This window comes from Thalassotalea loyana (assembly GCF_030161435.1).
Classification (GTDB): domain Bacteria; phylum Pseudomonadota; class Gammaproteobacteria; order Enterobacterales; family Alteromonadaceae; genus Thalassotalea_G; species Thalassotalea_G loyana.
This window is the reverse complement of the sequence record NZ_BSSV01000010.1, coordinates 24,519-50,627: the sequence shown is the minus strand read 5'-3', so window position 1 is coordinate 50,627 and position 26,109 is coordinate 24,519. Positions and strand designations below refer to the sequence as shown.

The window sequence follows — 26,109 nt, the reverse complement described above, 5'->3', positions numbered from 1 at the left end:
GGAATAAGTTAAATGACAACCGAAATTAAGGTTCCTGTATTACCAGAGTCCGTTGCAGACGCAACAGTAGCTACTTGGCATGTACAAGTAGGTGATTCTGTAACTCGTGATCAAGTTGTAGTCGAAATTGAAACAGACAAAGTAGTACTTGAAGTACCTGCGACATCTGATGGTGTAATTACGGCTATCAATGAAGCTGAAGGCGCGACTGTTTTAGGTGAGCAAGTGATTGGTGTACTTTCTGAAGGTGCAGCATCAGGTGACGCAGCACCAAAAGCAGAAGCAGCTCCAGCGGCAGCAGCAAGCACAGGTGGTGAGACAGTAGAAATTTTAGTACCAGTTTTACCAGAATCTGTTGCAGACGCAACTGTAGCGACATGGCATGTAGCTGAAGGTGAAGCGGTTTCTCGTGACCAAGTTATCGTTGAAATCGAAACTGACAAAGTTGTTTTAGAAGTACCTGCTACTGCTGACGGCGTAATGGGTAAGATTTTAAACGCTGAAGGCGATACTGTATTAGGTCAACAAAAGATTGGTGAAATGACAGCAGGCGCTTCGGCGGCAGCTGCACCAGCATCAGCACCGGCAGCTGAAGAAGCTTCAGGTGATGGTGTTGCATCTCCATCTGTACGTCGCTTGATGACAGAAAAAGGCTTAACAGAAGCTGATGTTAAAGGTACAGGCAAAGGCGGTCGTATCACTAAAGAAGACGTTGAAGCGGCAACTAAGCCAGCGGCTCCTGCAGCAGCTCCAGCGGCGGCAGCTGCACCAGTTGCAGCACAAGGTGAGCGCAGCCAAAAACGCGTACCAATGACGCGTTTACGTAAGACTATTGCTAACCGTTTATTAGAAGCTAAGAACTCTACTGCAATGTTAACAACGTTTAACGAAGTTAACATGAAGCCAATCATGGATCTTCGTAAGCAGTACAAAGACGTATTCGAGAAAACTCATGACACGCGTTTAGGTTTCATGTCTTTCTACGTTAAAGCGGTGAATGAAGCATTGAAGCGCTACCCAGCAGTTAATGCATCAATTGACGGTGACGATATTGTTTACCACAACTTCTTCGATATTTCGATTGCTGTATCTACACCTCGTGGTCTAGTTACACCTGTATTGCGTGATGCTGACCAATTAAGCATGGCGGGTATTGAGAAAGGTATCAAAGAGTTAGCGATCAAAGGTCGTGACGGTAAGTTAACAATGGACGAAATGCAAGGTGGTAACTTCACAATTACCAACGGTGGTGTATTCGGTTCATTATTATCTACGCCAATCTTAAACATGCCTCAAACAGCTATCTTAGGTATGCATAAGATCCAAGATCGTCCAATGGCGGTTGACGGTAAAGTAGAAATTTTACCTATGATGTACTTAGCATTATCTTACGATCACAGATTGATTGATGGTAAAGAGTCTGTAGGCTTCTTAGTAGCAGTTAAAGAGCTTCTTGAAGACCCAACACGTCTATTACTAGATATCTAATTTGTCATTAGATAAACGTATTTTAAAAGCCTCGCAATAGCGGGGCTTTTTTATATCTAACAATAACTGCCTAGATACGATTTTCTTTTTCATCGTCATAGCAAGTCATCACTTATTCTGATTTTTTAATCTGCTTGTCTTATTCACTGAATAACATAGTTTTTTGTAGGTCGATATTAACCTGAGGTTAATGTGTTAAATGTGAGTTATAGTCTATATTCTATAAACAGTAAAATTAGCTTGAAAATAGATTTAATTGACCTGAAGTATGGCCATTTTGTATGAATTAATATGAAAGTGCTTATGACGATTTATGCTGATTTGGTGTTCATTAGACTAAAGTCTAAACGCGAAAAAACCACGTTTTGTGAGGTTTTTTGTCACAAATGCCGTTAAGCGTAATTAAATGATACTTTAGGGGTTTTAACTAGCGCCTATAATGGATATAATTCGAGCCAATTTATAACAGGGTTAGTGTTTTTACTCAGCTATGATCGTTGAATAATTATACTGGCTTCATTTCAATAAAATCATTGGGAAACGCCATGAATTTGCATGAGTATCAAGCGAAACAATTATTCGCTGAATATGGTTTACCAGTTTCTGAGGGTTATGCTTGCGATACACCTCAAGAAGCTGCCGAGGCTGCCGACAAAATCGGTGGCGATATGTGGGTTGTTAAGGCACAGGTTCACGCCGGTGGCCGTGGTAAAGCTGGCGGTGTTAAGCTAGTTAAGACTAAAGAAGAAATCAAAGACTTCGCACAGAACTGGTTAGGTAAAAACTTAGTTACTTACCAAACAGACGCAAATGGTCAGCCTGTAGCTAAAATCTTAGTAGAGAGCTGCACAGACATCGCTAACGAATTATACCTTGGCGCTGTTGTAGACCGTGGTACTCGTCGCGTTGTATTCATGGCATCAACTGAAGGCGGTGTAGACATCGAAACAGTTGCTGAAGAAACTCCTCACTTAATTCACAAAGCTGCGATTGACCCATTAGTAGGTCCACAAGCTTACCAAGCTCGTGAATTAGGTTTCAAACTTGGCTTAAACCCAACTCAAATGAAGCAATTTGTTAAAATCTTCATGGGCTTAGGTAACATGTTTACTGACCACGATTTCGATTTGTTAGAAATCAACCCTCTTGTTATCACAGATGAAGGTAACCTTCACTGTTTAGACGGCAAAATTGGCGTTGACTCAAACGCTTTATACCGTCAACCAAAAATCCGCGCAATGCACGATCCTTCACAAGAAGATGAGCGTGAAGCTCACGCTGCTCAGTGGGAATTAAACTACGTAGCGTTAGACGGTAACGTTGGTTGTATGGTTAACGGTGCTGGCCTTGCAATGGGTACAATGGATATTGTTAACTTACACGGCGGTAAGCCAGCTAACTTCTTAGATGTTGGTGGCGGCGCTACTAAAGAGCGTGTAGCTGAAGCATTCAAGATCATCTTATCTGATGACAACGTATCTGCAGTATTAGTTAACATCTTTGGTGGTATCGTTCGTTGTGACATGATCGCTGAAGGTATCATCGCTGCTGTTAAAGAAGTAGGCGTTGAAGTTCCGGTAGTTGTACGTTTAGAAGGTACAAACGCTGAAGCGGGCCGTGAAGTATTAGCAAGCTCTGACGTAAATGTTATTGCTGCTGAATCGTTAAAAGACGCTGCTGAGAAAGTAGTAGCTGCTGCGGAGGGCAAATAATGTCTGTATTAATTAACAAAGATACTAAAGTTATCTGTCAAGGTTTCACTGGTGGTCAAGGTACTTTCCACTCAGAGCAAGCTATCGCATACGGTACGCAAATGGTTGGTGGTGTATCACCAGGTAAAGGCGGCCAAGAGCACTTAGGTCTTCCTGTATTCAACACAGTTCGTGAAGCTGTAGAAGCAACTGGCGCAACAGCGACAGTTATCTACGTTCCAGCTCCTTTCTGTAAAGATGCTATCTTAGAAGCTATCGATGCTGGTATCGAGTTAATCGTTACGATTACTGAAGGTATCCCAACGATGGATATGCTTGACGTTAAAGTTAAGCTTGAAGAGACTGGCGTACGCATGATTGGTCCTAACTGTCCAGGTGTTATCACTCCGGGCGAATCTAAGATCGGTATCATGCCAGGTCACATCCACAAGCCAGGTAAAGTAGGTATCGTATCTCGTTCAGGTACATTAACTTACGAAGCAGTTAAGCAAACAACTGACGCTGGTTTTGGTCAATCTTCATGTGTTGGTATTGGTGGTGACCCAATCCCAGGTACTAACTTCATCGACGTATTAGAAATGTTCGAAAACGATCCACAAACTGAAGCAATCGTAATGATTGGTGAGATCGGTGGTACTGCAGAAGAAGAAGCTGCTGAGTACATCAAAGCGAACGTATCTAAGCCTGTAGTATCTTACATTGCTGGTGTAACTGCACCTGCTGGTAAGCGTATGGGTCACGCTGGTGCAATCATCGCTGGTGGTAAAGGTACTGCTGACGACAAATTCAAAGCATTAGAAGCTGCTGGTGTTAAAACAGTTCGCTCTTTAGCTGACATCGGTACGGCGTTAAAAGAAAAGACTGGTTGGTAATTTAATTACTTATCTGAATCTTGAAAAGGTCGCGAAAGCGACCTTTTTTGTTGCTGTCATTTGATACATGATTAAGGCATTGGATAAGCCTATAAAGGTTTGCTCGCTAGTTTTTTATACGTACTCGTTATTTGCCAATGTTCACCGCGATAATCGTCGATTAGTTTGCGATTCGTATTTACCCAAAACTGCTCTCGGTTAAACATAAACTCAGGGTGGTAATCCTTGGCTAATTTAGCGAGAGGGTAATGATTCCAATTCTTGGTCTTGCGTTTGCTTGTTGCTTCAAGGATAAACTCTTGATCATCAATAATTGCAAGCACCCATGCGTGACCACCTCCTTTATATTTCCCACCTACAACTCTGGCATCTACTCCTTCTGATATCAGCCAATCAGCCAGAATGATAGCGTGATCTTCACAATCTCCTCTCGGGCTAGCGTAGGCTTGTGCCGAATTCTGCCATAGCTCATTTGTACGATATTGGTCAGAGTCTGTTTCATACGTCTTTAATTGTGCAATTGCATATAAGGGTAACCAAAGATTATCTACACTAAATGGTTTGAAACCAACGAGGTAACTATTGGCAAAGTGATGCTTCCAGTCAACTCCAAGTGCACTTAGGTTGATTACATTATCCTGAGAGTCTTTCCATTTGATGATATAGGATACTTTTGCGGGATTTCCTTTTGCATGGTGCTCAACAACTTTATGCATTTTGCGTTCAGATAATTGATAGTCTTCGGTCGTCGCATAAATTGTTCCGCGTTGATAGCTGTTAGTCGTAAAATAGCTACTAATATTCTTCTGGGCTGATTGCGCTTGCCAGAGCAAACGCTGATCAAATTCGTCCTTGACTGGCTCCTTGTCGAACTTGCCTATAATAAAGATCGCGCCAAACAAAAGAAAAGGAATAACCTTCTTCATAGGTTAAGACTGTAGTCCGAAGCTGATTATTATGGCGACAAAAAGCATAATAGAAGAAGCAAATATGGCTACAGCCAAATTGTTGTTTTTAAGCTCTTGTTGAATGTCGACGCCTTTTAATAATTTTTTATCGATTAGAATGAGTGCATACACGGCAACTACCAGTGAGATAAGTGTGTACGAAATGTTGATGGCTAAGTTAATTAAACTCGCACTAAAAAAATCAAACTCCATGATATTCCTACTTTTTATTGTTTTTTTCATCATAACCAATTTTACATGATAGTGAAAATGGCAAGGTTACTTGAAATAGGGTCTTTGATTCCTTTATGTCACCAAATTCAGTAAAATGTCGTTCGTTTATAACGTGTTCTGGATTTGAAATGAAACGAGTAGTTTTATATATCTCTGATAAATGTCCTCACTGCCGTGAGGCGAAAAAGTACTTGGATGATAACGGTATTCAGTATCGATTAACCAATGCAAAGATGCAACGAGGAAGGAAAGAGCTTGATGCTATTGGTGCGCGCTCTGTTCCTGTATTAAAGATTGGTAATGAAGTCATGATTGGATGGAACCTGAAAAACTTCAAAAAAATCTACGGTGCCGGTTAAACGATTCATAAAAAAAGCGCCAATCGGCGCTTTTTCTTTTTGGTTACTAATTATTAGAACGGCAATGGTATTTGAACATCATTGACCTTCAGCGCACTGTTAACCATGTCAAACTTGGTTTGGTAGCCCGTATCTGTTTTAACGATTAAACCTTGCTGGATAAAGTTTTGAAGTAAATGGGGTACCTGCTGTTGTGCGATATTCATTATCTCTTCTTCTGTCATATTCGCTGCATTCGGATTGGCTTTGATTTGAGACACCACCTGATTCACAGCAAAACGTTCAATAACACTCTCATCACCCTTCAGTTCACCATTTGCAATAACATGGTTTAACCAAAACATTGGATTTTCAGCAATATTAGGTAGTTGCTCTATGCCTTGAATGCTCGAATTCATGTGGCTGACTATCGAGCCATCATCAAATGTTGCTTGAAGTTTAGTGATATTAATTTCAGGGTTAGCTTTTAGCAATGCAAGAAGGTTGTTTTGAGCGAACTTCATAATGTTTGCTTGAATTTCTTCATCAGAACCTTGTGTGAATACTTGCTGGTTTTGCTGATACGCCTCGATAAACTCGTTGCTAATATTGTTAACCTGAATATTCAGCGCGAGGTCTTTAACGCTCTCATCTTCTGCATCAATACTATCGATGCCATAACCAATTTCGATACTTGCTGTTCCGTTTTCCGGCTGTACTTTGGTTATTGCATCAATCAGTATATTTTTAATTGTTGCTTTTTCCGCTCCTGAGTGGGCTTTAGCAACAATAGATTCAATTTTGAAGTTAGTTTCCGAATCGTACATGTTACCTTGGAAAATCTCTGCTAGGCTCGCCTGAGCTGTCATGTCTACTGCAATTCCTGACACGGTGATATCGCTATCATCGGCGATAACATGTAATGGCTTTGAGTTACCAATATAGGCTATTTCGCCATCAATAAATGAACCAGATCCAGTATAACCTTGGTAATTTAACTCTATGCCATTTTCTACATCTGTCATACTAAAAGGAGTAATAGCATCCTTAAAGAGCGTTGCTCCAGTAAGTGATGTATTAACTTGAGTTTGGTAGAGCGGTTTATCGGCGGGCCAATCAAGATGTTCTCGCAAGTTTTCCGCCACCATAGTGACCGACATATCTAAGAGGCCAACCTTGTTTTTCGCCGATGGCATGATCAGGCCATGTTCAGCGTTTACCTCAAAGTTAACGAAAAACTCTTCAGCATCTTGATTATCGGTATCAATACCAAGCTCTTCTGTGTTTACAGATATTTTGATCGTCGCTTGTGTGTTAAACCAATTGCTCTGGCGATTTGCAATCTCAGCTTTATAACCATATGCGGAATTTATTTGTTCTACAGCTTGTTCTAGCTGGCTTTCAACTTTAGTTGAAATGAATTTAGGTGTAATCAAAACGGCTGCAACGGCGAACGCGGATGCAGTTAAAGCAAACTTTTTCATTTGTTAAGTCCCTTTATAAACTATTATTTTTCCTGAAGTTTATTATCACACACTCAAACTGGAGTTTAAACCATTGGTTTTATTGAGTAGAAAGTAACCTCTGGTGAATGGTGTCTAACCCTAATATTAGCAATGCTTATTGCCTTGCAAAATGCGAATTTACTGATGAATTGCGAGTAAGGTTTGGCGCTATCCTAACAGGGGGTTCAGTGTAATCTTAATAAATACAATAGGTTAATGGGGTTGGGGGTTCTTGGCATTAGTCCTGCAATTGTATTATCGAAGTTCAAAATCCAAGAGTGAGGTGTAGTATGGATATCAGTGGCTTTGAAAAACAACAGATAGATTCACGTAGCGCAGGCGATAAAATGCGCTTTGGTAGAGCAAATCACACGACGTTCTTAAATATTCGTGATTATGCAATTAGAGATGTTTCAATCGATAACGTAGATGAGGTAATCAATGATGAGGAGGCGAATTATATTCTAGGGTACAACTAATATTTATTTGGTCACATTGGGTAATTACAAAAAAGCAGCTGGGAGCTGCTTTTTTGTGTTGAGGGTCGGCTAACCTGCAAAGTAATGTTGTTCTTTATTCACGGTAATCTGCCCATGGGTCAATTTTGTTAGTGCCTGCCGTTGATCTTTTTGTGTAGGTTTTTTGCGGCTTTGAACGTTTTTTATTGTGATTTTTTGCTTTTTCTTCGCGTTTCTTTTTCAGGATTGCTGCATCAGTAAAACTGAGTTCCGCTGGTGCTTTAGGTTTAATTCCTTCAGGAATAATACGCTCTCTTGGTGGCTTTTCAAATTCTATGTCATTAGCGCGTGGTAGGTTCTTATATTGATATAAGTAAAATGATTCTACTTTTTCTCGCGCCCATTGCGTCTTTTTTAAAAACTTCATACTAGCTTCAATGCTCGCATTTTTATTAAAGCAATTAATATTCAAATACGCGTAAAGAATAGGGAAGCCATAATGCTCGACAAGTTCACTTAAAACTGTAGATAAGCTTGTTCCGTGGAGGGGGTTGTTTTCGTATGGGTTATGACTAGTCACAAAGGCAACAATACATTAAATGAGTAATGAGCACTATTATATGCGATATAAGTGTGTATTGATAATAACTCGTTATGTTAACTCGTCGCTATTGAGAAAATTATTTAGTAACAATTTTAGATGCCATAAACTCGATAAGTGACTTTCTTTGTTAAAGCAAATTTAATATTCTCATTTTAAATCAATATATTAAAAAAGGATTTTAGGGCGTTATGCGACTGTTATGCGTTGCACTGTTGCTAATAATTTGTGGATGCTCAACTAAGACCATCCACCTGTATAATCAAGGCTATTCAGAAGATGAAATTAATCATTTAAAAGATTCACTTGTTCAACAAGGTTATACTGTTGAACGACCTGATGTTCGAGTGCCAAATGAGTTCCCAAATGTTGCGATAGCGCTGAATCCGGCGTTTAGTGATCAGGATTTTTATCGATATATCAATCAGCAACTTATCGATGCGGGGTTTGGTACTGCAACCGAATTTCGATTTGCTCAAGGGCAGCACTTCTATTCTAAAAATGATGTTGGAATCTATTTAAAGAATCCTAATCAACTAGAGCAACCTATGCCACCCTATTTACGAACTCAATATTGTAAAACCAGTTCTGGGGCGACAATCTTGTTTAATGATAACAATAAGTTTGTCTTAGAGTACGAAAACAACCACTACGATGAAGTACTCATTAAACTAAATGGTGAATACTCTTTTGACGGAACAATGTTGACGTTATTTCCCGCTGATATGGCAAAACATGCCTACCGCCTCCATAAAGAAGTAAGAGAGACTCCTTACGGTGATAGGCCTGCTGATGTTTTTAAACCGATTGCGAACATCTCACCTTTGGGGGAGTTTAACTGCGAGTTTTTAATTATTCATATCTAGTGGTTTATTGAAGGTAAAGGCGCTTAGGAAAGCGCCTTTATTAACTAATGATAAACTTCATCGCTAAAGCGCGAATGCTTGGCACTGCTCATTAGTCGGATAAAGTCAGTTTTCGATAGCCTTAGCAAAGATTTGTGGTCTCCTGCCTCAATGTAAACATGACTCAGCTCGTCCAATTTATCGTCAAAGACGACATTAACGTTATATGCGTAGCCAACGGGTGGAATTGCACCGAACTCACAGTCTTTAAACATATGACGAATCTCATTCTCTTTTACCAAATGATATTCGCCCATCATTTTGCTATTGATGCGTGATAGACTGATCTTATTATTGGCGGGAAGCACAGCCATTAGTTTACGTCCTTCGTGGCTTTCTAAAATAACAGCCTTAGCAACTTGATTTACCGGTACTTCAGCACGCATTGCTGAATCTATTGAGTTATGGCTAGGTCTATGTCCAATAACTTCATATTGCACATTGTGCTGGTTTAAAAATGAATTTAATCTGTTTGCAATTGTCATCACCAACCTCCTCGGTCAGAGCACTCAAATATAGTTTAGGTGATCTTGGCTAAATTGCTACGTACGCCATGTATTGTGCGGTTTATGATTTGAATTAACGGCGTAATTTGCCGACTGCAAAATTATTTTGATTGTTGTCATAAACTTGTCATAAAAATATGCTAGGTGGTTTTCGCGGTTGTTTGCTAATATGAAAATGTAAGCATTTTAAGGAGGTTATACATGTATAAAAGTATACTTGCTGCGGTTACCATCTTAAGTTTTAGTCAAGTAACACTAGCAGCAGATAAGTCAGATATTTGGCAATGCATGGATTTAGAGTCGAAGGCCGTAAATAGTGATTGCATGGTTAAGACAATCGAACTTCACAGCAAAAAAGACGATTTTTTTGATCAGCTTGCTCGAAAACAAATTGAACCAAAGGCTGATGCGTTTTCAACAATAAAGTATTTTCCGGCACAAAGCTTAATACAAGTTAAATCATTTACGCCAGAGTCCGATGTATTAATCGCTGCTAACAAGTAAATCAGCATGGCGTATCTATAAACCACAATGGCCAAGGTTATTGTGGTTTTTTATTGCTAAAACAAACACTGCGCAAAATATTTTTATCTTTTATAATGCAGCCACAATTTAATTTATCACCTAGATAGTATGAATCCAATTATTGAGTTATTAAAAGAAAACAATATTTCAGATCAGCAAATCAATGAGATTTTTACCGAGCTCACTCAAAATCCGTTGATGGCGATGGCGACTATTGGCAATTTGGGCATACCGCCAGAGCAATTACAACCGGTAATGATGCAGGTAATGACTAACCCGGCCCTGATTAAAGAAGCCGTTGCTGAATTAGGATTGGATATGTCAGCGGTTGAACAGGCAAAACGAACGTTGGACGAACAGAAGTAGTGCAAATAACTTTCTTCATAAAAAAGCCCAGTGGTAAAACACTGGGCTTTTTTGTTGTGGTTCTGCAGAAGATGCGGTGCGTGAATCCCGCTAAATATAGCCGTAGGTGCTATAGTTAACATTATCTGTATTTACCGAAGTTGTATATGAAGCCGTTTTTTAGCATAACGTTAGCCATATTATGCTCAGCATTACTCGTCACACCTGTCAGTTATTGCGCTGATTATAACTTTGCATCTATCGAATTACTGATTGAACAGGAAGTGGGTCGTCGTGTGTTACCTAAGATTTATGAAAATATAGGTATCGAGATCGCTATAGAGCCATTGCCAGCTCCACGTGCTCAGCACAAGGCTTTTTCTGGCGAAAAAGCAGGTGAAATTATGCGTATATGGACATATGGCGATGAAAACACCAACACCGTGCGCGTTCCAACCCCTTATTATTACTTAGAAACGATGCCATTTATTCTAAGAGGTAGAGATGTTGTTATTGAAGGTAAAGCCGATTTAGCGAAGTACCATTTGAGTAAGGTAAGAGGCGTTAAACATACTGATAATATTACGCGTGGCTTAAAAGGTGTATATGAAGTTAACAACACGAAACGAATGTTTACCTTATTAAGGAATGGGCGAGTAGATGCTGTTTTAACGAATGCATTTGATGGTCAGCTCCTCATTGCAAAATTTGGCTACGATAATATTATTCCGACGGGCAAGGTGCTTGCTAGGTTAGATTTATATCACTATATTCATAAAGATCATCAACATCTTGTCCCGCTAGTCGACAAAGAAATCAGACGACTAAAACAAAACGGTGAGCTAGCCAAGTTAATTGATGAAGCAGAGAGGTTTGTTATTCGAAGAGCTCTGAGAACTGCTCGTTAGGCGGGCAAGGTAGTCAGCTAGTTAAATAATGTGAAACAAAACGGAACGTCAAGAGAAAAGGAAACAAAAACATGAGTGTTAAACCAATACCTGAAGGCTACCATTCAATTACGCCTTATTTAGTCATAAAAGGCGCTAAAGAGGCATTATCATTCTATCAAGAAGCGTTTTCTGCTCAGGTAATGTTAGTGTTGAACATGCCTGATGGTAATGTCGCGCATGCTGAAATGACAATCGGTAATTCACCGTTCATGTTGAGTGAAGAGTGTGATGAAGAGGGGTTTGATAGTCCACTGACCTTAGGTGGTTCAGCAACTTCTATGATGGTATATACCGAAGATGTTGATATTTTGTTTCAACAAGCGGTTGATGTCGGCTGCGAAATAATTAGGCCAGTTCAAGATCAATTCTATGGCGATAGAACTGGAACATTAAAGGACCCGTTTGGCCATATTTGGGTATTGGCTACACATAAAGAAGACTTAACCGAAGAGCAACTAAACCAACGAATGGCCGACTTTATCGCCAGCCAAGCGTAGTTTTTGCACCACAGTTTTTTTTGCTCTATTACTTAAAACGCTTAGTTCGGTGCTGCTGAGATATACACAGTGATAGGCTTTATCGATGCTTGTGCAATATCACTGATGGTTACTCGAGCATTGACTCTATTACTATTATGCGAACGTTTATTTAAATAAGTGAACGTATCTACTGCGTAATAATTATGTGCGAATTTTGCTAGTGATTGGTCATTACATTTAATTGCATTAATTGTGTGTGTTACTCCATAGTCGCCATATCGGCGCAGCGATTGCTTTAATGCCTTGAGCTGGTTACTGACGGCGAGCACACATAATTTCGTTTCCTCTGATTTGTCTGCTGCTACAAAGGTAAATGGACTTGCGCTTGCCGAAGTACATACAGCGATTAACGAACCGATTAACATTAACTTTTTCATCATATCACTCCTTTTGAGTCTGACTATCCTGCGTTACTTTTGATGCGTGTACCAACCGCTAATGCATCTTAATTCCTTTCCTTAAGATAATAATGACAAATAAAAAATGTCTGGGTGTGTCGACTTGTAAAGCTTTTTGAAGAGGTGAATATATTAAGAATGTCATCCTTGTTGTTATTTATTGTACAGATTACAAAAACTTGATGATTAAATTGCGAGTAACCTTGTTGAGTAAGTTATGTCAGAAGTTTGTTGGAAATCACAATTTGCAACATTCGGAATAAAAAAATAGGGTGATAAATGAGCTTGAAGGCCAAATAGGAGCGTTAGACTTTTCTCATAACGCTCCTTAACTAGGTTAAAAGGCTTGAAGTTTTGATAGTGGTAATGTGAACCGTTTTATGGTCTCGCCAGCTTATCCACGTAATCCCATGTTGATGATTGGGTCTTCTTGTTCCCAATCAATTTCGATAAAACCGTAATTAACGACGTTGACGCCGTTACCTATTCGATGTTTGTTTGGGCTAACTTCTTTCCATTTCTCACTCAACCCTGAGCTCGTTATTTCCCATAATGGGTAAGGGACTTCATCAGATACGCGAGATACATCTCCAAAGTGCGTGTCACCTGAAACGAAGATAACGCCATTGATTTTTTCTTTCGCAATAAAATCTAAAAGACGTTTGCGTTCATGAGGAAAGTTTGCCCATGTTTCCCACCCAGAAAACTCGTTCAGTAATTGAATGCCAGAACCAATGACTTTGATCTTAGCTGGCTTTTTCAGTTCAGCTTCTAGCCAGCGCCATTGCTGTTCGCCAAGTAATTGATCTTCGGTGTTTGGTGAGGGTAGGTAAGGCCCCATGAATTTAGGTGTGCGTTCTTTTTTACGGGTATCGTCATCAACTTTGTGTAGGTTGTCCCGATTCCAACGTAAGTCAGGTAAAATTACTCGTACGGTATTGTCACCCTCACCATATAAGTATGAGGTGTAGATACCATCTTGCGTATATCTCGCCGAATCTTTTGGCTCTTGCCAAAAATCGAGCATGATCTTTCTGCTTATTTCCTTGTGCTCAAAATGTTTACCGCCATCACCCTGGCCATAATCATGATCATCCCATATGGCGACAACATCACTTTGTCTGCGTAGTTTTTGAAATCCTTCATGCTCACTAAGCATTTGATATTGGAGTGGCATTTCATCAATGCCAAAATATGAGCTGTAAATGTTGTCACCAAGGAAAATAAACACGTCAGGGTCATCTTTATTGATTGCATCAAATATAGCCAAGGGCTTATGTTGCTTTGCACAAGAGCCAAAATAAATTTTCTCAACTGGTTTAGCGTTGGCACCTGCCGATATGATTAGTGCCAGAAACAAGGCAATACTTCTTAACATACTTTTCCTTTTTTGAAGCGTCTGTGAAGCTTTAATGACAATGAGATATCTTACGAGTTAATTAAGTCAGTAAGATTAACACAATATTCAGTTTTAATGACTATATCAGATGCCTAACTGTTGTTATAATGCTGGATTAATAAAAATCTTATTTCACATTTTTTGAGGTTGCGTGGATGTCGGAAGCAGAAAACCGTCCAACAAATTTTATTCGTCAAATTATTGATGCTGACCTGTCAAGCGGTAAACACACGGGAGTGCAAACGCGTTTCCCACCCGAGCCAAATGGCTATTTACATATCGGTCATGCAAAGTCTATTTGCTTAAACTTTGGTATCGCTCAAGATTACCAGGGATTATGTAATTTACGTTTTGACGACACCAACCCTGAAAAAGAAGATATCGATTACGTTAACTCAATCCAAGAAGACGTAAAATGGTTGGGTTTTGAGTGGGCTGGTGACATTCGTTATTCTTCAGACTATTTTGATAAGTTACATGGCTATGCGGTTGAGTTAATTGAAAAAGGCCTAGCGTATGTGTGTTTCTTGAATGGTGAGGAAATGCGTGAGTACCGTGGTACTTTGAAGCAACCAGGAAAAAACAGTCCTTACCGTGATACTCCAGTTGAAGAAAACTTAGCCTTGTTTGAGAAAATGAAAAACGGCGAGTTTAAAGAAGGCGAGTGCTCGCTACGCGCTAAGATTGATATGGCATCAAGCTTTATGTGTATGCGTGACCCTGTTATTTATCGTGTGAAATTTGCTCATCATCATCAAACGGGCGATAAGTGGTGCATCTACCCAATGTATGACTTCACTCATTGTATATCTGATGCGATTGAAAATATTACGCATTCATTATGTACATTAGAGTTCCAAGATAACCGCCGTTTATACGATTGGGTCATTGACAATATTTCAATTGAATCTCGCCCTCGTCAATATGAGTTTTCTCGTTTAAACCTCGAATATACGGTGATGAGTAAGCGTAAATTAAACACGCTTGTTGAAGAAAACTTAGTCAATGGTTGGGATGACCCGCGCATGCCAACGATTGCTGGCTTCAGACGTCGTGGCTATACACCTGCGTCAATTCGTGAATTTGCAAAGCGTATTGGTGTTACCAAAATGGATAATACGGTTGAAATGGGCGTATTAGAGGCTTGTATTCGTGAAGACTTAAACGACAATGCTCCACGAGCAATGGCGGTATTAGATCCTATTAAGCTTGTAATAGAAAACTATGACGAAGCTAAAGTTGAAGAATTGACTGTTAAGAATCATCCAAGTGATGACAGTCAAGGCACTCGCGTTGTACCGTTTTCTAGAGAGTTATTAATTGAAGCTGAAGATTTTAGAGAAGAAGCAAACAAAAAGTACAAGCGTTTGGTGATTGGTAAAGCTGTACGATTACGTGGTGCCTATGTTGTTACAGCAACCCACTGTGACAAGGATGCTGATGGAAATGTAACAACGGTATATTGTACGTATGACCCTAATACGTTAGGTAAGAACCCGGAAGATGGTACTAAACCAAAAGGTGTTATTCACTGGGTGAGTGAAGCGCAAGCTATTGATGCAGAAGTTCGCTTGTATGATCGTTTGTTTACCGTGGAAAATCCGGGCGCGGCGGATGATTTCCACAGCGTAATTAACCCAGAATCATTAGTTGTGATCAATAATGCCAAAGTAGAGCCATATTTAGCAACCGCTAAAGCAGAGCAAGCTTTCCAGTTTGAGCGTCAAGGTTATTTTTGTTTAGATAATAAAGATGCAACAGCTGAAAAGCTGGTGTTTAACCGTACCGTTGGTTTGCGTGATACATGGGCTAAAATTTCAGGTTAGCCTACAGTTATAAATGTAAAGTAAAAAAGCCAGCAAGCATTGCTGGCTTTTTTGTTATCTTCAACTGCTCAGTGGGCGAGTTGCAGAGAAAAAAATAGGCGCCTCAAGCGCCTATAATAGATAACCTGTTTTATTGGTGTGATTTACGATAAGACTCGCAAGCCTCTTCGTCTTCACATTCACCGTAAAGGTATAAGCTGTGGTTTGTTAGCTTTATGTTGTGAGATTTAGCAATATCTAGCTGACGCTGCTCAATAACATCATCTTCAAACTCAACAACTTTTCCACACTTTAAGCAAACCAGATGATCATGATGCTTTTTGTGCGACAACTCAAATACTGATTTACCGCCTTCAAAGTGATGACGCGTAACAATACCTGCATCATCAAATTGGTTTAAGACGCGGTAAACAGTTGCCAAGCCAATCTCTTCATTTTGCTCTAGTAAAATCTTATAAACATCTTCAGCGCTGATATGTTGATTATCAGGTGACTGTAAAATACTTAATATTTTTACTCGCGGTAACGTGATTTTTAGGCCAGCGCGTTTTAATTCTTCATTTTGATCAGGCATAAATACTTTGGTTGTTATAAAAATACTGTAGAAAATTATAGAGTTTTATCTGCAATGATGAAAGCCCTAGTTAAATACTCAAGTAATATTTTTTGTTATTTCTATCGATATAAGTGATTAATCTTTGCGTTTTATCATAAAAATCTGGGATAATCTACTGGTACGATGAGTTTAGGGTTTTTTCATGAATTTAATGTTTTCCAAAGCGTGGGTATTTAAATTATTTATCAATTTTTGGCCACCAATGTTTTTTTCCCGTATTAAGTTGGTTTCTATATCCGATGATTTTAGGCAGGCGAGAGCCTCGATGAGATTAAGTGCATGGAATAGAAATGGCGTAGGTAGTATTTTTGGTGGGGCGTTATTTTCCCTGACAGATCCCTTCTATATGATGATGTTGATGGCAAGACTCGGTAAAGACTACATTATTTGGGATAAATACGCCGATATCGATTTTATTAAACCAGGTCGCGGACGTGTTTATGCCGATTTTGTATTAACTGATGAGCTCCTTGCGGATATTGCAAAACATACCGCTAATGGTGACAAATACTTACCTGAACTTCCTGTTTATATTAAAGATGAAAAGGGTGAGATCGTCGCAAAGGTCATGCGTACTTTGTACATACGAAAAAAACAACGTAAATAGCAGATTAGACGACGGCGTGTAGACTGTTGATGGGTTTACACGCTATTGAGGTCTATCTATTTTCAGTACTTGACCGATATGAATAGTATTGGAACGCAGATTATTCATTTCTTTTATACTTTTTACTGAAACCTTGTAACGGCTAGCCAGCAAGGATAATGATTCGCCACTGTTAACTTGATGCTCGATAAGTTGAGTCGAAGCAAGCAAGGTTCCTCTAGGTGGTGTTCGGTTAAAATAGGTTCTTACCGCTTGATAGATTGCATTGGCTAATTTGTCTTGGTGTACCGGATTATTCAAGTTTTTCTCATCGTTTGGATTGGAGATAAAGCCTGTTTCAATTAACACAGAAGGGATATCAGGTGCTTTCAATACGGCTAAGCTAAGGCCCGTTGGCTTTTTCTTATGAAGCTTTGTTACTTTTTTCAATTCAGCAAGGGCATCTGTTGCAAACTCATAGCTACTTTTCATTGTGTGATCTTTCGTCATATCTGCCAATGCGATCGCTAGGTTGGAATCTTTGGTATGTTTGATTGTTTGACCTGCACCGCCAAGTAATTCTGATGTTTTTTCTCGATTTTTTATCATTCGAGTGAATTCTGAGTTAGCCCTTTTTGTTGACTGAACAAGCACTGAAGCGCCACTAGGTTTTGGTGAAGTAAACGCGTCTGCATGAATAGAAATTAACAAGTCAGCTTGATGTCGACGAGCGAGTTTAGGTTTTTGTGCATGGGTCACATAATAGTCGCCTTCTCGTAACATCACCGATTGCATGTAATGATCTTTTTCAATGAGTTTTGCCAGCTTTTTAGCAATAGTTAGTGTGACACCTTTTTCGTATGTACCCCGATAGCCTATAGAGCCAGGATCATCGCCGCCATGGCCAGCAATAATCGCGACAACAATGTTTTTATTTCTGTTTGCGTCTTTGATTGGCTCTACATCAGCCAACTGTTTGTTATCAACAATATCGATAACTAATCTGTCGCCATATTGTCCTGCAGGTGCAATAGGAAATACTGAAAATTGATAGTTAGCAGCTAGTTCAAAGACAACACGCATTGATTGTTTGTTTTTGGGCTTACTCGTACGGATCTTGGTAATTCGCTTATCATTGCTGATAATATTTTTGAAATTGATTTTTGACTTACTGTCATAAAAATCAATAACTAAGCGTTCTGGTGAGGATAAAGTGAAATATTTATAGTTCGGCTTATCACTGATGTCGAACACTACGCGTGTGCTTTCAGGTGTAGGCCACACCCTAACATTGGTCACTTGATTACTTGCCCACATGGGAAACGAAACCAAGAGCAAACTAAAAACAAGGCAATAGCTCGTCACCAAATTAGAAAATTGGTTGTGACGATATGTTAGTTGAACTGTCAAAGTAGCTACCCATGATCTTTAATGAAAAATTTTATTAACTTTTACCATAGGTTTCAGATAATTGCGATTGTGATGTGTTAGTGAATGTAAAACAAAAAGGGCTAGGTTTTTCAACCTAGCCCTTCTTCTAAAAAATATGTGACGTAGTATATTAGTCAGCTAATTCAGCTAAACACATTTCGTCATAAATTTGGTTGACCCATTTGTCTACACGCTCTTCAGTCAACTCCGGTTGGCGGTCTTCATCGATACACAAGCCGATAAACGTGTTGTCGTCTACAAGCGCTTTAGATGCTTCGAATTCGTAACCTTCAGTTGACCAGTTACCAACAATGATTGCACCTTTTGATTCTGCAATATCACGAAGTGGCTGCATTGCATCGCAGAAGTATTCTGCGTAATCTTCTTGATCACCTAAACCGAAAATAGCAACAAGCTTATCTGTAAAATCAATTTCTTCTAAATCAGGTAAAAAGTCATCCCAGTCACATTGGTTTTCACCGTAGTACCATGTTGGAATACCTAAGATAATTAAATCAAATTCAGCGATTTCTTCTTTTGTGCTTTTCGCAATATCTTTAACGTCAACTAGTTTTTTGCCTAGTTTCTTTTGGATCATTTTACTTACAGCTTCAGTGTTACCTGTATCGCTACCAAAGAATAAACCTACAATTGCCATTAAGTTTTACCTTTTAAACTAAAATTTTAACATTCATCAGTCGCTAGCGTTTTTGCTAATATCGACTCGATTAATTCGCCACGGCTAACATTTTGCTCTTGCGCCATCGCATCAAGCTTTTCAAATAAACTTTGATGCATCTTAAATTCGACACGTTTCAAGCCTCGTTGTTTGTCACGCTTAACCTGATTACGCTTATTGATCTTAACCTGAACACTACGAGAGTGCGGATTTGTTCTAGGACGACCCGGGCGCTTTTCGTCTGAAAACAGATCAATTGTTGTTACGTCTGAAACTTCTTTTGCCATGAACTACTAACCAATTCCTTGGCTTTCCCAGAAAAACTGGATAAGACCTTTCGCAATAAAACCGACACAACCTAGCACCAGTACGAAGTAAACTACCATCTGGCCCATTTTTGGAACGTCGTTCTTTTTCATTACGTCGTGAATAGATAACCCTATGAAAATAAAGATAAAAGCAAAAAATAAATTCAAGCCTACAGCTTCAATAACTTCTAAATATTCTGCTAACATAGCGCCACCTTCAAAAATTCACGGCGCACTATAGCATAAGGGCATATTAAACACATCTATAGAGGTCAAGTTTTTGTTAAAAAAACACCATTTTATTGTGCTAGTTCATAGGTTAGTGATGTTGTTCTCGGTAGCTACCTGGGCTTACCCCTTTCCAGTGCTGGTAAGCACGAATAAATGAATTAGCTTCATGGAAGCCAAGAAGGAAAGATATTTCACTTAGTGGCAGTGTAGATTTTTCTAAGTAGTGGTCTGCAAGTTCGATCCGTACTTCTTGCAATATATCCTTGAAATTCGCTTTTTCTAAACTGAGCTTACGTTGAAGTGTACGCTTACTCATATGTAATTGCATTGCGACAGTCTCTACCGAGTACTCCCCACTTGGGATTGCTTCAAGTAAAACGCCTTTCACTTTTTGGCTTGTCGTGGCATCTTGGTTCAGGTTTTCTAATCGTTGGTTTAATTGACCTTCGAAATACTGCCACATTTGATTGTTCTGTGTAGCAAATGGTTTTGCCATATCAGGTGCAGAAAACGTTAAGCTAACCGTGTTAGCTTCTTCCAATGAACAACCAAAATAGTCTTGATATGCCGCAATATCTTTGGGTAATTTGGGCGTTGTAACATTCAAGGGGATAATGTCGTGGCGCGTCGCTATTCGAAATAGCTGAGTAAAGAAGGTTAATTCGCATAGTGCGACATCGCGTGGCAAATCATCAACACCGTAGCAATGAATCTCAATCTTTGTTCGGTCGCTGTCCTCAATTATGTTTAAAAACATAGGTCCAATTAAGGGTTTGTAGTTTGCAATGCGTTTGACAGCTTGTGTAAAGTTTTTACTACATAAGCTAGCAAAAAATGCGGGGTCAAACGCTTCCGTTGATAGATGTTCCGCAACTAAAAGGGGAACTTCTTTATGAGGTGCTGCGAGTGAGATTGCTTCCATAAATCGAAAGTATTGCTCACTTGTTAATGTTGGTTTTTCTCGCGTTAAAATATTAAGTGGTAGGCCAGCAAGTTTTACCGCCAATGGAATATCTATTTCCATATCTTGTAATAGCACTTGCCAGCTAGGAGAAAAAGAGAATTTTGTTGCGCGTTTCATTGGGCTAGCTTAACTAATTTCCATGGTTTTTCTAGATATTTTTAACAACATGCGTCTCGGTAGTAATGGCGTGACCCAGTTCAGCATAAACTCCAACGCTTTTTCGTTAAAAATAATTAGCTTGCCTTGGTCCATGCCTTTTTGTGCAATCTTAGCAACAGAAGCAGGCGTTTTAGCGTTCTTCCATAAATCATTACCATCAAGGTTTGCCGCCTTAACAAAGCCTGTGCTTACTGCGCCAGGACATAAGACGCTCACCGTAACTCCTGTATCTGATAGCTCTTCGCTTAATGCCTGTGAGAATGAAGTGACATAGGCTTTTGTTGCGTAATATACCGCCTGTAAAGGGCCTGGAATAAACGATGCCGTAGATGATACGTTTAGAATTTTTCCTGTATTCGCTTTTAACATTGGCTGCAAATACAGATGCGTTAGTTGAGTCAGTGTCGCCATATTCACTTGCATCATATTTAATTCGTCATTTAGATTTCGTTCAGCAAATTTTCCGTGTCCACCAAACCCAGCGTTATTAATGAGAGTATTAATTGCGATTCCGTGAGTCTGGGTATTGTCAAATATACGTTGGGCACTTGTAGGATCAGATAGGTCTTCTACTACAACGTATACTGAAATATTGTGCTTTGCTTCAAGCTCATTTTTTAGCGCATTCAGCTTATCTTTACTACGAGCAACTAACACTAAATTGGCTCCTTGCTGCGCTTGCAATTTTGCTAGCTCAAGACCAATACCGTTCGAAGCGCCTGTAATTAATGTGGCTTGTGATGTGTGCATAAAAATTTCCTCGTCAAAATTGATGAGGAAATTCTAAAAGAGTACGAATAGATAATCACTAGCAAAGCGTGCCACCGTGCTAGCAATGCGTGCCAATATCTGTATTTGTTATCTTAGTGTTTGAAATATATTACTTTTCTAGGAAGTCACGAACAATTTTATTGAAGGCAGTCGTTTTTTCTGCGTGTAACCAGTGGCCAGCACCTTGAATAATCTTAGCGGCTACATTAGGAAACAGCTCATTGATTCGCTCACGGTGTTCTGCGGTAATATAAGTCGAGTTACCACCTTTGATAAACAAGGTTTGACCAAGAAATTGATTGTCACCAAGGTAAGCCGCCATAATTTGGCTATAGCAATTGTCGATGTAATCAAGTGCACATTTAAAATGATAACGGCCGTCGGTCACAGCTAAATTACGCAGTAAAAAAGCGCGTACTGAGGCTTCTTCCACGTAGGCTGCAAGTTGAGCGTCTGCGTCTTTTCGGCTTGTAACATGAGAGAAGTCGATAGCTTTTAAACCATTGATAATTTGTTGATGGTGGGCTGGATATTGAATAGGCGCAATATCGGCAACGATTAACTTATCAACCCGTTGAGGGTAAGTTAATGCTAACTCCATTGCAATTTTTCCGCCCATTGAATGCCCTAGAATATGGGCTTTTTCAATAGCTAACTGATCCATTAACTCTATAACGTCATTGGCTAGGCTAGGATAATTCATATCATTCTTGTGAAAAGAGCTTCCATGATTTCTCACATCTACACTTGTCACGCAATAATTATCGGTTAGGCCCTTGGCTACCATATTAAGGTTTTCCATTGAACCGAATAAACCATGAATTAATATAATATGGCTACCACTGCCACTTTGTTTGTAATTGAGCACGTCTCGCTGGCCTTCAGATAAGTTTAAAGAAGATTTTCCTCAAATCAGCTTCATAATTCAATATGGAATCAACTATTGATCGTTGAACGATCGTTACTTGATGATTTAGTGAGCAGTTAAATGAAATTATTTAACTTATTGCTTGGTTTGCTAGCACCTTCTTTTTTTGCCACGTATAATCACGCAGAATCTTGAGCAACATTGTCTAGGCATTAAATGAAAACAATAGAAATTGAAGACGAGTTATATCAATACATTTTAAGTAATACTCAATATATTGGTGAAAGTGCTTCATCGATCTTAAAGCGATTGTTAGAGTTATCTGCACAAGATACGTCTCCAGCTTCTGAAGAAAAAGAAGTTATTGCTGAAAAAACTGAGTCTAAAACCGAATTAGATGATCAAGTTGTAGCACCAAAAAAAGAAAAGCCAGCCGTCGCTAAAGTTGCGCCTGGTGAAAGTGTTTTCAATTACATCAACAAAGAAGAGTTAGCGCATCAACGTGGTGCGGTAGGTCGTTTCTTGTTGATATTAGCTGCGTTATATCGTGTTCATCAAAGTCAGTTTGTTGTCGTAAATGACATTCGTGGCCGTGATCGTTTGTACTTTGCTACGAGTGAAGAAGAATTAGCGGAAAGTGGCAGTAGTACCAAACCGCGCCAAATTCCAGATAGTCCGTTTTGGGTGATTACTAATTCAAACACAACACGCAAGAAAATGATGCTAACAGAAGTTGCAATCGCGTTAGGGTATAACGTTCAAGAAGCGGAAGAGATCAGAGAGTTACTATAAATCTAATTTAATAACTAAAGGAAAAGGGTAAAGAATCATGGCTGTTCATCCGCACGCAGGTAAAAGTGCTCGTCCTGAAGATAGAATTAATATTGGTCGCTTAGTAAGTGATTACTACCTATTAAAACCAGACGTTGATGACGTTGCTCAGAAAGTTACCTTTGGTACTTCAGGTCATCGCGGTACGGCAGAAAAAACGAGTTTTAACGAACCTCACATTCTTGCGATTTGCCAAGCGGTGTGCGATTACAGAAAAGAAGCAGGCATTTCTGGTCCTCTTTTTCTAGGTAAAGATACCCATGCGTTATCTGAGCCTGCGTTTAGCTCTGCTATTAGTGTCTTAATTGCCAATGGTGTAAAAGTGGTGGTTCAAGACGACTTAGGCTTTACGCCAACACCTGTTGTTTCTCGAATGATCATTGACTATAACCGCCAAGGTGGTGAGTTAGCGGATGGGTTAATTATTACGCCATCGCACAACCCTCCATCAGATGGCGGTATCAAATATAACCCTCCGCACGGCGGCCCGGCAGAAGGTGAAATCACCAAAAAAATTGAATTTAATGCCAATGCGATGATTAAAGCGGGCTTGGATGCGGTTAATCAAATTGATCTTTCTCATGCCATGGCTTCACCGTTGTTAGAGAAACAAAACTTTATCAATCACTATGTCAGTCAGCTTGATAAAGTCGTCGATATGAATGCAATTGCAACGGCGAAAATTAAACTAGGGGTCGATCCTCTAGGTGGTTCTGGAATTGCGTACTGGCCAGAAATTGCTAAGCAATATGGCATCAATTTGTCTGTTGTCAATCAAGTGGTAGATGCAAGTTTCTCTTTCATGCCGTTAGATAAAGACGGCAAAATTCGTATGGATTGTTCATCGCCATACGCGATGGCTGGACTCATTGCCATGAAAGACGACTTTGATATAGCCGTTGGTAATGATCCTGATTTTGATCGCCACGGCATCGTGACTAAGTCTGGCGGCTTGATGAATCCAAATCACTTCCTAGCTGTCGCAATCCATTATTTAATGACACATCGTGATTGGCCTGCTGCAGCAAAAGTCGGTAAGACACTGGTTTCAAGCTCTATGATAGATCGTGTCGCAAAGCAAATAGAGTGCCCAATGTCTGAGGTGCCTGTTGGTTTTAAATGGTTTGTTGATGGCTTAAAAACGGGTGAATACGCTTTCGGTGGTGAAGAAAGTGCAGGTGCATCGTTTATCCAAAAAGATGGCAGTTGCTGGACGACAGACAAAGATGGTTTTGTCATGACGTTACTGGCGGCTGAAATTTTAGCCATTACAGGAAAGGATCCACATCAATACTATCAAGAATTGGCTGAAGAATTAGGCGAACCGTGTTACGGAAGAAAAGAAGCGGTAGCTACATTAGATCAAAAAGCCGTGTTAACGGCGCTTTCGCCTGACGATATAAAAGCTGATAGTTTAGCTGGTGAACCTATTTTACAAAAACTAAGCCATGCACCAGGCAACAATGCTGCTATCGGTGGTTTAAAAGTAACGACGGAAAATGGCTGGTTCGCAGCGCGTCCATCGGGTACTGAGGATATTTACAAGATTTATGCAGAAAGCTTTATAAGCGATAAGCATCTTGAGCAAATTTTTGATGAAGCTCAAGCGATAGTTAATGATTTGTTTAAACAAGCGAACGTTTAACTAATATAACATTTAAAAAAGTCACTTCGAGTGACTTTTTTACTTTATGCAGCAAGTAAAAATGACAGCCATAATAATAAAAATAATAGGTCGTTATACTAAGAGAACGAATATTTATGACTAAAACAGTAGAACAACTCCATGCATCATTAATCAACGATGGTGACTTTTTATCCTTAACACGCAGCCATGAATGGCATATGCCCGCTTTCGAATTTGAGGTAGTTGGTGCCCAATACAATACTAAGGTATCTGTTTTGGATACAGGTATTATCGTTTTTGAACCGCAAACACAGACGACAAAAGATGTCGTTTTATCCTGTGCAGTGCATGGCAATGAAACCGCGCCTATTGAGATATGTGCAGAGCTTATACAACAAGCAATCCTTGGCAACATTACCTTATCTCAACGCGTGTTGTTTTTATTCGGTAACCCCGCAGCAATGAATATTGCTGAGCGATTTGTTGAAGAAAATTTAAATCGCCTTTTTTCAGGAGCTCACAGTGAAGATGGTGGCTTGAAAAACAAAGAGCGCATTCGTGCGAAAGATTTAGAAAACGCAGTGCGTGATTTTTTTGAATCAGGTGGCAGCGACCGTGACCGCAAGCATTATGATTTGCACACTGCAATTCGTGAATCTAAAAATGATAAGTTTGCTGTGTACCCATTTAGGCATGGTAAACCATGGAAAACGACTGAACTTTCATTCTTAAAAGCCTGTGGTGTCAGCACGATCTTGTTATCGCATTCGCCAACAACAACCTTTAGCTATTTTTCTTCAAATAACTTTGGGGCCGACGCTTTTACGGTTGAATTAGGTAAAGTCAGACCATTTGGTGAAAATGATATGACGCAATTTGCCGATGCTAAGCGAACATTAAAGGCACTAATCACGGATGAAGACATGCAGTTGACACCATTTGACGAGCATGATTTTAGTATCTTTGAAATTGATCAAACAATTAATCGTACTAAAGAGAATTTCGTTTTGCACTTCCCTGATGATGCAAAGAACTTTACAGATTATCCGGTTGGGTATTTGTTGGCGACCGATGGTGATATCGAATATCACGTGCGAACGGAAGGCGAAGCAATTATTTTCCCAAATGCTAATGTCGCATTGGGACAAAGAGCTTTACTTACAGTGAAACCAACAAAATTATAAATTGCCTTTTAAATCGGAGAAAAAGCTATTTCAAAATTCATGAGATAGCGTTTTCTTTTTCGACAACTTAACGTGAATAAATACCCATTTATCGACATTTCAAAACTAAGTGTAAACATTTCTTAGCACCTACACCTCCGATTTGACCCTATGCACTTCGTCGTTTTCTTGAAACTAGGTTTACGCGAAGGTAAAGTCAGCGCGTTACAACAAAACATACCTTTGGTATCAATAATAAATCTACACGAGTTAAATCTACTTCCTATACTGATTTAATAACGTTGGTAGAGGCCAAGTGCAATTGGC

30 protein-coding genes and 1 pseudogene are annotated in these 26,109 nt (G+C 39.5%); 15 read left to right on the top strand and 16 right to left on the bottom strand.

Annotated features, from left to right (window positions below; genetic code table 11):
• The first annotated feature begins 12 nt into the window (after nt 1-12).
• The 3 genes from odhB to sucD all read left to right on the top strand — a co-directional run bounded on the left by odhB (nt 13) and on the right by sucD (nt 4,072).
• Nucleotides 13-1,488: a 2-oxoglutarate dehydrogenase complex dihydrolipoyllysine-residue succinyltransferase gene (odhB, locus tag QQK05_RS17890; RefSeq protein ID WP_284301225.1), complete on the top strand. Its 1,476-nt coding sequence runs from the start codon at nt 13-15 to the stop codon at nt 1,486-1,488.
• Nucleotides 1,489-2,033: 545 nt separating this feature from the next.
• Nucleotides 2,034-3,200: an ADP-forming succinate--CoA ligase subunit beta gene (gene sucC / locus QQK05_RS17885; RefSeq protein WP_284301223.1), complete on the top strand. Its 1,167-nt coding sequence runs from the start codon at nt 2,034-2,036 to the stop codon at nt 3,198-3,200.
• On the top strand, nt 3,200-4,072 hold the full coding sequence (gene sucD / locus QQK05_RS17880) for a succinate--CoA ligase subunit alpha (protein WP_284301221.1): 873 nt from the start codon (nt 3,200-3,202) through the stop codon (nt 4,070-4,072). The genes sucC and sucD overlap by 1 nt, the downstream gene beginning before the upstream one ends.
• Nucleotides 4,073-4,161: 89 nt before the next feature.
• Here sucD and QQK05_RS17875 read toward each other — a convergent pair whose 3' ends face one another.
• Together QQK05_RS17875 and QQK05_RS17870 are read right to left on the bottom strand one after the other, a co-directional pair.
• Nucleotides 4,162-4,998 (bottom strand): transglutaminase domain-containing protein, encoded by an 837-nt coding sequence (locus tag QQK05_RS17875; protein ID WP_284301219.1) that lies wholly within the window; start codon nt 4,996-4,998, stop codon nt 4,162-4,164.
• 3 nt (nt 4,999-5,001) lie between these two features.
• Entirely contained in the window at nt 5,002-5,232 is a 231-nt protein-coding gene (locus QQK05_RS17870) for a DUF350 domain-containing protein (protein ID WP_284301217.1), read from the bottom strand.
• Between the two features lie 149 nt (nt 5,233-5,381).
• On the opposite strand from QQK05_RS17870, the gene QQK05_RS17865 reads away from it, so the two are divergent.
• Nucleotides 5,382-5,612 carry a glutaredoxin family protein gene (locus tag QQK05_RS17865; RefSeq protein WP_284301215.1) on the top strand — a complete coding sequence of 77 codons (231 nt, stop codon included), beginning with the start codon at nt 5,382-5,384 and terminating at the stop codon, nt 5,610-5,612.
• A gap of 53 nt (nt 5,613-5,665) precedes the next feature.
• On the opposite strand, the gene QQK05_RS17860 is transcribed toward QQK05_RS17865, so the two are convergent.
• On the bottom strand, nt 5,666-7,075 hold the full coding sequence (locus tag QQK05_RS17860) for a YdgA family protein (RefSeq protein WP_284301213.1): 1,410 nt from the start codon (nt 7,073-7,075) through the stop codon (nt 5,666-5,668).
• Between the two features lie 311 nt (nt 7,076-7,386).
• Here QQK05_RS17860 and QQK05_RS17855 point away from each other — a divergent pair, with 311 nt between their 5' ends.
• A complete protein-coding gene (locus QQK05_RS17855; protein WP_284301212.1) occupies nt 7,387-7,575 on the top strand; it encodes a hypothetical protein in 189 nt (62 codons plus the stop codon).
• 94 nt (nt 7,576-7,669) lie between these two features.
• Here QQK05_RS17855 and QQK05_RS17850 read toward each other — a convergent pair whose 3' ends face one another.
• Together QQK05_RS17850 and QQK05_RS18705 are read right to left on the bottom strand one after the other, a co-directional pair.
• Entirely contained in the window at nt 7,670-7,981 is a 312-nt protein-coding gene (locus QQK05_RS17850; RefSeq protein ID WP_407704906.1) for a VF530 family DNA-binding protein, read from the bottom strand.
• Nucleotides 7,982-7,984: 3 nt separating this feature from the next.
• A pseudogene (locus tag QQK05_RS18705) lies at nt 7,985-8,134 on the bottom strand (VF530 family DNA-binding protein); the annotation flags it as partial.
• Nucleotides 8,135-8,346: 212 nt separating this feature from the next.
• Between QQK05_RS18705 and QQK05_RS17845 the strand changes: the two are divergent.
• Nucleotides 8,347-9,021: a hypothetical protein gene (locus tag QQK05_RS17845; protein WP_284301208.1), complete on the top strand. Its 675-nt coding sequence runs from the start codon at nt 8,347-8,349 to the stop codon at nt 9,019-9,021.
• Nucleotides 9,022-9,065: 44 nt separating this feature from the next.
• Here the strand turns inward: QQK05_RS17845 and QQK05_RS17840 are convergent, their stop codons facing one another.
• A complete protein-coding gene (locus QQK05_RS17840) occupies nt 9,066-9,545 on the bottom strand; it encodes an aminoacyl-tRNA deacylase (RefSeq protein ID WP_284301205.1) in 480 nt (159 codons plus the stop codon).
• A gap of 222 nt (nt 9,546-9,767) precedes the next feature.
• Between QQK05_RS17840 and QQK05_RS17835 the strand changes: the two genes are divergently transcribed.
• The 4 genes from QQK05_RS17835 to QQK05_RS17820 all read left to right on the top strand — a co-directional run bounded on the left by QQK05_RS17835 (nt 9,768) and on the right by QQK05_RS17820 (nt 11,883).
• The gene (locus tag QQK05_RS17835) at nt 9,768-10,070 is read left to right on the top strand and encodes a hypothetical protein (RefSeq protein WP_284301203.1); all 303 of its coding nucleotides are present in this window, start codon (nt 9,768-9,770) and stop codon (nt 10,068-10,070) included.
• A 129-nt stretch (nt 10,071-10,199) separates the two neighbouring features.
• On the top strand, nt 10,200-10,457 hold the full coding sequence (locus QQK05_RS17830; RefSeq protein ID WP_284301201.1) for a DUF2999 family protein: 258 nt from the start codon (nt 10,200-10,202) through the stop codon (nt 10,455-10,457).
• Between the two features lie 146 nt (nt 10,458-10,603).
• Nucleotides 10,604-11,344, top strand: a complete 741-nt coding sequence (locus QQK05_RS17825) for a substrate-binding periplasmic protein (RefSeq protein ID WP_284301198.1) — start codon at nt 10,604-10,606, stop codon at nt 11,342-11,344.
• Nucleotides 11,345-11,415: 71 nt separating this feature from the next.
• Complete coding sequence (locus QQK05_RS17820) at nt 11,416-11,883, top strand: VOC family protein (protein ID WP_284301196.1); 468 nt, start codon at nt 11,416-11,418, stop codon at nt 11,881-11,883.
• Nucleotides 11,884-11,924: 41 nt separating this feature from the next.
• Here QQK05_RS17820 and QQK05_RS17815 read toward each other — a convergent pair whose 3' ends face one another.
• Both QQK05_RS17815 and QQK05_RS17810 read right to left on the bottom strand, forming a co-directional pair.
• Nucleotides 11,925-12,305 carry a DUF3718 domain-containing protein gene (locus QQK05_RS17815; RefSeq protein ID WP_284301194.1) on the bottom strand — a complete coding sequence of 127 codons (381 nt, stop codon included), beginning with the start codon at nt 12,303-12,305 and terminating at the stop codon, nt 11,925-11,927.
• Between the two features lie 412 nt (nt 12,306-12,717).
• Complete coding sequence (locus QQK05_RS17810; protein WP_284301191.1) at nt 12,718-13,701, bottom strand: alkaline phosphatase D family protein; 984 nt, start codon at nt 13,699-13,701, stop codon at nt 12,718-12,720.
• Between the two features lie 176 nt (nt 13,702-13,877).
• Between QQK05_RS17810 and glnS the strand changes: the two genes are divergently transcribed.
• Nucleotides 13,878-15,548: a glutamine--tRNA ligase gene (glnS, locus tag QQK05_RS17805; protein ID WP_284301189.1), complete on the top strand. Its 1,671-nt coding sequence runs from the start codon at nt 13,878-13,880 to the stop codon at nt 15,546-15,548.
• 130 nt (nt 15,549-15,678) lie between these two features.
• Here glnS and fur read toward each other — a convergent pair whose 3' ends face one another.
• Nucleotides 15,679-16,122 carry a ferric iron uptake transcriptional regulator gene (gene fur, locus QQK05_RS17800; RefSeq protein WP_284301187.1) on the bottom strand — a complete coding sequence of 148 codons (444 nt, stop codon included), beginning with the start codon at nt 16,120-16,122 and terminating at the stop codon, nt 15,679-15,681.
• 184 nt (nt 16,123-16,306) lie between these two features.
• On the opposite strand from fur, the gene QQK05_RS17795 reads away from it, so the two are divergent.
• Entirely contained in the window at nt 16,307-16,771 is a 465-nt protein-coding gene (locus QQK05_RS17795) for a DUF4442 domain-containing protein (RefSeq protein ID WP_322790577.1), read from the top strand.
• A 42-nt stretch (nt 16,772-16,813) separates the two neighbouring features.
• Here QQK05_RS17795 and QQK05_RS17790 read toward each other — a convergent pair whose 3' ends face one another.
• From QQK05_RS17790 to QQK05_RS17760, 7 genes are all read right to left on the bottom strand, one after another.
• A complete protein-coding gene (locus QQK05_RS17790; RefSeq protein WP_284301185.1) occupies nt 16,814-18,067 on the bottom strand; it encodes an N-acetylmuramoyl-L-alanine amidase in 1,254 nt (417 codons plus the stop codon).
• A 244-nt stretch (nt 18,068-18,311) separates the two neighbouring features.
• Complete coding sequence (gene fldA / locus QQK05_RS17785) at nt 18,312-18,839, bottom strand: flavodoxin FldA (protein ID WP_284301183.1); 528 nt, start codon at nt 18,837-18,839, stop codon at nt 18,312-18,314.
• 26 nt (nt 18,840-18,865) lie between these two features.
• Nucleotides 18,866-19,147 carry a LexA regulated protein gene (gene ybfE, locus QQK05_RS17780; protein WP_284301180.1) on the bottom strand — a complete coding sequence of 94 codons (282 nt, stop codon included), beginning with the start codon at nt 19,145-19,147 and terminating at the stop codon, nt 18,866-18,868.
• Nucleotides 19,148-19,153: 6 nt separating this feature from the next.
• Entirely contained in the window at nt 19,154-19,375 is a 222-nt protein-coding gene (locus tag QQK05_RS17775; protein WP_284301178.1) for a DUF2788 domain-containing protein, read from the bottom strand.
• A 112-nt stretch (nt 19,376-19,487) separates the two neighbouring features.
• The gene (locus QQK05_RS17770; protein WP_284301175.1) at nt 19,488-20,480 is read right to left on the bottom strand and encodes an AraC family transcriptional regulator; all 993 of its coding nucleotides are present in this window, start codon (nt 20,478-20,480) and stop codon (nt 19,488-19,490) included.
• Nucleotides 20,481-20,489: 9 nt separating this feature from the next.
• Nucleotides 20,490-21,272: an SDR family NAD(P)-dependent oxidoreductase gene (locus QQK05_RS17765; RefSeq protein ID WP_284301172.1), complete on the bottom strand. Its 783-nt coding sequence runs from the start codon at nt 21,270-21,272 to the stop codon at nt 20,490-20,492.
• 130 nt (nt 21,273-21,402) lie between these two features.
• On the bottom strand, nt 21,403-22,161 hold the full coding sequence (locus tag QQK05_RS17760; RefSeq protein ID WP_284301170.1) for an alpha/beta fold hydrolase: 759 nt from the start codon (nt 22,159-22,161) through the stop codon (nt 21,403-21,405).
• Nucleotides 22,162-22,377: 216 nt separating this feature from the next.
• On the opposite strand from QQK05_RS17760, the gene seqA reads away from it, so the two are divergent.
• The 3 genes from seqA (at nt 22,378) to astE (ending at nt 25,803) form a co-directional block, all read left to right on the top strand.
• Entirely contained in the window at nt 22,378-22,953 is a 576-nt protein-coding gene (gene seqA, locus QQK05_RS17755) for a replication initiation negative regulator SeqA (RefSeq protein ID WP_284301168.1), read from the top strand.
• Between the two features lie 37 nt (nt 22,954-22,990).
• Complete coding sequence (gene pgm, locus QQK05_RS17750) at nt 22,991-24,637, top strand: phosphoglucomutase (alpha-D-glucose-1,6-bisphosphate-dependent) (protein WP_284301166.1); 1,647 nt, start codon at nt 22,991-22,993, stop codon at nt 24,635-24,637.
• 116 nt (nt 24,638-24,753) lie between these two features.
• Nucleotides 24,754-25,803, top strand: coding sequence for a succinylglutamate desuccinylase (astE, locus tag QQK05_RS17745; RefSeq protein WP_284301164.1), 1,050 nt, complete (start codon nt 24,754-24,756; stop codon nt 25,801-25,803).
• Nucleotides 25,804-26,109: the final 306 nt, after the last annotated feature.